This is a genomic window from Acinetobacter sp. GN11, from assembly GCF_054823985.1.
Window position 1 is genome coordinate 1 of record NZ_JRVL01000016.1, and the last position, 6,715, is coordinate 6,715.

Sequence of the window (6,715 nt, forward strand, 5' to 3'; positions counted from 1 at the left end):
ATTTAATTACATAATTAAGAAAACTCTTAATTAAAGCTTTAGAATAAGATTAGTTAAACTTAACTACTCCTTTTAATTTTAAAATAGATAACCAAACTTTAAACCATCCGCAATTGCATGATTGTCTTTAAAATTTGCCTGTTCTGCGAATGGCTTAATTTCTCCTATTGGTAAGTAATAAGTTCCATCTTATGAAGTTATATTACTCACCTAATAGTATCTAATACCGCTCATCTCAAATTGATAATATATGAGTTATTTCATTCACCTTTAAATACATTATTTATCTTTTGATCCCATATAGGTATTTCACCAATTGAATTACTTAGAAATTCAACTAGAGTATTTATTTTTGTTGACCCTCTTTGACTTTGGCGATAAGCAACAGAAATATAGCCACCTGAAGGGCTATATTGTGGTAAAACGATCTGTAACTCGCCAGAAGAAATTTTATCAGCGGCGATAAATGTCGGTAAAATGGCTATACCAAGTCCCTCCAATGCACCTGCCATTAATACATGAGCACTATCTGTTCTCAAGCGCGGTTGAATTCTAAAAGGTTCATTTCGTTCATTAACAGGCAACATGAATATGCCATTAGGTTCTCTGTTAATATAAAGCAAGCCTTGATGCTGCTGTAGTTCGGAAGGATGCTGTGGAGTACCTTTCTGTTGCAAATATGCTGGACTGGCACATAACACGTGCAAATTTTTCGCAATGGGCTGAATAATCAAATTAGAATCTTTCATTTGCCCTAATCTTATGGCCGCATCAAAACTCTCATCAGCCAAATTAACAAACTGATCAGTTGCCTCAATATCTACGCGGAGATTATCGTACTTAGCACTAAAGGCGATGAGCACATCAGCAAGATATGCCTCTGTAAAGGCCATTGGAACACTGAGTCTTAACCTTCCAGAAAGTGATGATTTTGTTTGCCTGATTTCTATTTCTGTATCAGCAATATCAGCCAGAATTTTTAAGCAACGCTCATAAAACAACTGCCCTGACTGTGTAACTTTCATTTTGCGTCCACGCTCGAACAGCACCACGTTAAAATGACTTTCAATCAGGTGGATGCGCTGGCTAATCACCGATTTTGCTACCCCCAATTTTTTGGATGCTTCAGAGATACTCCCTGAGTCCACCACTGCAACGAAGGTTGACATATCAGAAAACTTATTCATTTTATCGCCTATGTTTAGGTATTATGGCTAATTTAGTGTGATTATTCAGATAACCATGTTGATGTCTTTTTTAATAAATAAGGCATCAATATATACGTCATAAAAAAAGAAATGGTTAATGAAATAGGCACCCCAACTAAAAGTCTCGGAAAGTTTAAAAAATTAGTAAAAAACCATATATACAAGATTGGTACTGTCATTGCTAATGGTAAAACTGCCAACCATGAGACGATAAACTGCTTCCATTTTTTAGGTGGTTTCTTTGACGATAAATCAAACCAGAAATCCTGACTAGATTGAATATTGTAGTAATCATCATGAATTAACCACGGTTTGATAACATGAATTATATTTTTCCGCTGATCTGAGTCAAACCATAACTCTGAATTTCTAACCGTATCGAACCTTAAAATAATCACATAGCGTGTTGAAACATTATAAGGTCGAATAATATCTATTGACTGAAACCCAGTCTGTAAGTGTAGCTTATGCTTTAATAACTTGATCTTTTCTTCATATTCAGACTGATATTTAATACCAACATCATGCACGATAACACTCGATACACTTTCAGTAAATAAAGTTTCAGAGAGATGTTCTACCTTGCTGGTATTTGGTCCACTCATTTTCTAATACATCCTTGTCTGCAACTATTTCAAAACCAACATCTATATACCCCGCCTTTTTATAAAGCGGGATACTTAAGACATAAAGAGCGAGCTATAAGCTTTGAATATGATGGATCTCAGTAGCAAGTATGTCCCATGCACTCGATGTACTCGAAACAAGCTGCATATGATCTTCATCCTCAAGACGGATGAGTTTAATCTGATCTCCTACTTCCCTAGCTTTTGTCAGATATTCTTCACTCATACCTATTGGAACAACATCGTCCAAAGCCCCGTGAATAAGCACTTGTGGAGTTTTTAATGGCAACAACTCTGATGGGGAAGACTCGGCATAAATAACAGGAATTTCTTCTGGATTACCACCCAAGAAGTCACTAACTGCACTAACCGTACTGACTATCCCTTTACCCAGTTTTAAATCCCATGCCATCCTTAAATCACTAATACCAGCCAAACTAATAGCTGCCTTCAGGCCCAATGGCGATGACTTAAATAAAATACTTGTTTTTGGAAGCTTATGCCTTGCTCCTAGCCAAAGTGCCAAATGCCCACCTGCCGAGTGTCCAACAGAAACCACGGCGTTAGCATTGATAGGGTACTTTTCAGCCAGAGTGTTGACATAATCAGCTGCACTGGCAATATCCTCAAATGTACCTGGCCATCCCCCACCAACATCACCGACTCTTCTGTATTCTATATTCCAGACAGCAAAGCCAGCTTTAACAAGGTATCGGGAAAGCGAGTGTAAATCTGTTAAAGTAGCTACGGTTTTCCAGAATCCACCATGAATTAAAATAACAACGGGAAATGGCCCGGTACCTTCGGGTAAAAATAACTCACCAAATTGTAGTGGATTTTCCCCGTACTGCACGTTCAATACTTTTGCCACTTATGAATACCTTTTTATTTAGTTTTATTAAAAAAATAATCTAGCTGGAACTTATTACACCTTAAACATTTCATCTTGATAGTCTAAGAATGATTGATGCAACATGACCAGACATTAATGTTGATTAGATGAGGTCTTTAGCTTCCTCTAATGTCACCAGTCGACCTAATTTTCCGAACTCGTGTAGCTCACCATACACTTCTATACGAATAGACTGATTGATTCCACCAATATATAAAGGCTCAAAACCATTTGCTTTAATTAGCTTTTCAACAATTAGACCAGCCTTAATATCATCTGTTGCATAGAATTCAACAGCCTTTTCTGGACTGCGATTTGCAGCACTTGCCAATGACTTGGCGCCTAAAGTGCCAAATGCTTTTACTAAAATTGCCTGTGGAGGTAATAGACCAGCCAATATTTCACCAGATGATTGATCTTCAGGTATGATTTTTTTAAAACCGCCACCATCAGCAGGCCCTAGTGGATTTGAAGGATCAACAATAATCTTCCCAGCAAGTTGTTCACGATAGTTAATAAAAAAATCTTTAATACCATCAAACCAAATACTCAAAATAATAACCTGAGCTTGATTGACTGCATCATCTACAGTAACTGCCTGAGCTTGACTTCCCAACTTTGTTGCTAGTTCTTGTGCTTTGGAAAATGTATTGTCTGCAATTAGTACTTGCTCTCCACCTGCAACAAGGTTATTCGCCAACGTTGTGCCAATATTACCTAAACCGATAATTGCTGTACTCATCATAATACCTGTATGGTTAAAAAATAAAATTTATGAAAATAAGAAATTTGACTATTAATGGATGTTATTCATTAGAAAAACATCCATGGAAGACTAGATCTATTAAAAAAATGAAGGGTTCGATCTGTTACTGAGTAACTAAGCCTGTTGTTATGGTGACGTGTTTATATTCAATAAAGTCGTCTATAGCGGCAACGCCATTCATACGTCCCAAACCCGATTGTTTATAACCACCCTCTTCAAACTCGTCATAGATGACAGCCCAGTCATTAATCCAGATCGTGCCAGCATCGATTTCACGAGCGACTCGTAAAGGACGATCTACATCACGTGTCCATATACTAGCTGCCAGTCCATATTCGCTATTATTGGCAAGTTCAATAGCTTCACTCTCACTATCAAATACTTGTAATGTCAGCACTGGTCCAAAAGTTTCTTTCTGGGCGATATCTAAATTAGGGTCATTAATTTCAAGTAATGTTGGACGATAAAAAGCTCCTTTAGCCAAAGGCCCCTCTGTCACTGGTCCACCACGAACAATGACTTTGGCACCTGCGGCAATCGCACTCTCAACAACTTTATTAATGCGCTCAACATTGGGTTTATCAATGATAGGCCCCATGTCACTGGTAGGGTCAGAAGCTGGACCCACTTTGACTTTTTCCAATTGTGCAGCAAGCCTTTGTTTAAGTTGCTCTGCAATGCCACGTTGCACTAGCAAGCGAGAACCTGTCATACAGAACTGACCTGCAAATACTGTCAGCGCTTTTTCCAGTTTAGGTAAAACTGCTTCCAAATCTGCATCATCAAATACCACCATTGGTGTTTTACCACCCAACTCCAGCCCAAACCGCTTAAGGTATTTTGCACCTGTTGCAGATATAGCCTTGCCCGTTGCAGTACTACCAGTAAAACTAATAACGGGAACATCAGGTGAATCAATCAGTAATTTAGAACCTTCTGCACCTGACTCACTAAACAGGTTAATCACCCCTTTAGGTAAGGATTTTACTTCTGAGAATATTTTTGCAATTAGGCTATTGGTCTGTGCAGTTTGTCCTGGCATTTTTATAACAGTCGTAGTACCTGCCGCTAGCGCTGGCGCTAAGGAACGAATCATCAGTACTACAGGAGAGTTCCAAGGTACAATAATGCCAGCCACGCCCATTGGTTCACGTAATACGATTGAAAAACTACCTGCTTTTGGCTCTAATGCACGTCCATATTCAGTCCGAACCAAAGATGCGTAATAGCGCAATTTAGGTGGAACCATTGAAGCCTCGAACAGAGCTTCAGCTTTAACCTTGCCATTCTCCGTAGATAAAATATCGACCAATTCATCCTGATATTTCTCAAACAGATCTGCCAGCTCATGAATAGTTTTGGCACGTAATGCGCGGTCACTTTTCCAAGGAGATTCCTTAAAAGCTTTTTTGGCTGCTGTTATCGCTTGCTCAGCCTGATCAAATGAGGCTTCAGCGTACTGACCAATTACCTCATATGTGGCAGGATTAATAGAATCCTTATGTACCCCAGAATCAACCCACTCACCATCGATCCAGTTTAAAGCCAGTTTGTTACTCATCATCTTTTCTCCTATTCTTTTTGTTATAAATAATGGCGTATAGCAATATGCTCTGCCGCAGCGATAACAGTGACATTGGTTGCCACAGAAGGAACATCTGGGAATATAGATGCATCAACGACTCTAAGATTACTGACACCGTGTACTTTTGCGTCCAGATCAACGACAGCTTTTGGGTCATTTTTCAAACCCATTGGTGCAGTGGATGTTGGGTGATGATAGGTATCTAAGGTGTTCTTAATTGATTCCAGTAGTGCTTCATCAGTTTCTTCACCACCCCCTGGATTCAGCTCTTGAGCAATAAAATTTTTTAATGGTGCAGTTTGCCCAATACGACGAGCTAGTTTTACACCTTCAATAATACGTTTTTGATCTTCTTGATCTGCTAAAAAATTCAGGTCAATTTTTGGAGCAATCGTTGGGTCTTTACTTTCTAGCCAGATACGGCCTCGAGAATATGGGCGAGTCAAGGCAACTGCCAAAACAAATCCAACTTTGGTCGGGCTTTGTTCATGTGGGAATAAATGAGTCGCTGTAATGTGAATATCCAGTTCACCAGATTTGGCTGTAGTGGAGTGGGTCCACAGCTTCGCACCAATAGCAGGAGATTGACCACCGATTAGATCTGGCTTCGCAGCATAGGCATTGTAATAAAAAGGATGATCAACTAAATTCTGCCCTACAGGCAAGTCAGCCACCAAAGGAATATCTAGTGCATTTAGGTCCTGCTGCGGCCCAATCCCAGAGCGAAGTAGAATAGCTGCACTGCCATAGCTCCCAGCGGCAAGAATAATTTCTTTGGCCTGTAATACTTCACCTGATGCCAGTTTAACGCCAACAGCAGTCTTACCTTCAAACACTACTTGATCCACTAAACTATCGGCACGAATCTGCAAATTCGGACGCTGTCGAACTTCTTTAGTTAGGTAAGCTATACCTGTATTGATACGATGACCATCAATGATATTCATTGGATATGGACCAACGCCATTGGCATCTTGTCCATCAAAGTCATCAACAACCTGATATCCATTGGCGATTGTGGCATCCACAAATGCCGTTTGCATTGGGGTTATATCTTCACGATTTAATTGTTTAACTGGGAAAGGCCCGTTTCTACCATGAATAGAATCATCTCCACCTACCCTACTTTCAAGTTTGATGAATGCAGGTAGCAAATCTTCATAGCTCCAATCTGGTAGGTTCCATCTTTTAAAATCCTCTGGACGAGCACGAATTGCCACGGCGCCATTAACAGCAGAACTACCGCCAATCACTTTTCCTCTGATAGTACCGATAGGATGTCCAATATAACCTAGTTCAGAATTATATCCCCATTCAACGTCTGGATCGCGATTTGCACCTACAATATCGCTTTGAGCTAGCTCATCTGGATAGCCATCTGGTGCAAAATTATGACCAGCCTCTATTAGCAAAACCTGCCTATTTGGATTTTCACTTAATCTAGTAGCGAGAACTGCACCTGCGGATCCACCACCAACAATAATTACATCAATTTTTTTTGTAGATGAGTCTTTAGTTTGGGAATCAGTCATTGATTAACCTATTATTTACGTGATTAAGTTCTAACATCAAACTATTACAAATTCACCCTCATCAACAGTAGTCATTATTAGAACTGTAGATTCGAATTTTAAGAAC

At 39.4% G+C, this 6,715-nt stretch carries 6 protein-coding genes; all 6 read right to left on the bottom strand.

Annotated elements, in window-relative coordinates; all coding sequences use genetic code 11:
• Positions 1 to 260: 260 nt before the first annotated feature.
• Positions 261 to 1,187, bottom strand: a complete 927-nt coding sequence (locus tag NL42_RS02100) for a LysR family transcriptional regulator (RefSeq protein WP_461311594.1) — start codon at positions 1,185 to 1,187, stop codon at positions 261 to 263.
• A gap of 41 nt (positions 1,188 to 1,228) precedes the next feature.
• Positions 1,229 to 1,813 (bottom strand): hypothetical protein, encoded by a 585-nt coding sequence (locus NL42_RS02105; RefSeq protein ID WP_461311595.1) that lies wholly within the window; start codon positions 1,811 to 1,813, stop codon positions 1,229 to 1,231.
• A 94-nt stretch (positions 1,814 to 1,907) separates the two neighbouring features.
• Positions 1,908 to 2,705, bottom strand: a complete 798-nt coding sequence (locus tag NL42_RS02110; protein ID WP_461311596.1) for an alpha/beta hydrolase family protein — start codon at positions 2,703 to 2,705, stop codon at positions 1,908 to 1,910.
• Between the two features lie 124 nt (positions 2,706 to 2,829).
• Entirely contained in the window at positions 2,830 to 3,468 is a 639-nt protein-coding gene (locus tag NL42_RS02115) for an NADPH-dependent F420 reductase (RefSeq protein ID WP_461311597.1), read from the bottom strand.
• 127 nt (positions 3,469 to 3,595) lie between these two features.
• A complete protein-coding gene (locus tag NL42_RS02120; RefSeq protein WP_461311598.1) occupies positions 3,596 to 5,053 on the bottom strand; it encodes an aldehyde dehydrogenase family protein in 1,458 nt (485 codons plus the stop codon).
• A gap of 23 nt (positions 5,054 to 5,076) precedes the next feature.
• Positions 5,077 to 6,609, bottom strand: a complete 1,533-nt coding sequence (locus NL42_RS02125; RefSeq protein ID WP_461311599.1) for a GMC family oxidoreductase — start codon at positions 6,607 to 6,609, stop codon at positions 5,077 to 5,079.
• Positions 6,610 to 6,715 lie beyond the last annotated feature (106 nt).

Bases quoted from the DNA above. Each gene is read 5' to 3' on its own strand.
- NL42_RS02105 (WP_461311595.1), bottom strand. From the start codon at position 1,813: ATGAGTGGACCAAATACCAGCAAGGTAGAACATCTCTCTGAAACTTTA.
- NL42_RS02100 (WP_461311594.1), bottom strand. From the start codon at position 1,187: ATGAATAAGTTTTCTGATATGTCAACCTTCGTTGCAGTGGTGGACTCA.
- NL42_RS02115 (WP_461311597.1), bottom strand. From the start codon at position 3,468: ATGAGTACAGCAATTATCGGTTTAGGTAATATTGGCACAACGTTGGCG.
- NL42_RS02120 (WP_461311598.1), bottom strand. From the start codon at position 5,053: ATGAGTAACAAACTGGCTTTAAACTGGATCGATGGTGAGTGGGTTGAT.
- NL42_RS02125 (WP_461311599.1), bottom strand. From the start codon at position 6,609: ATGACTGATTCCCAAACTAAAGACTCATCTACAAAAAAAATTGATGTA.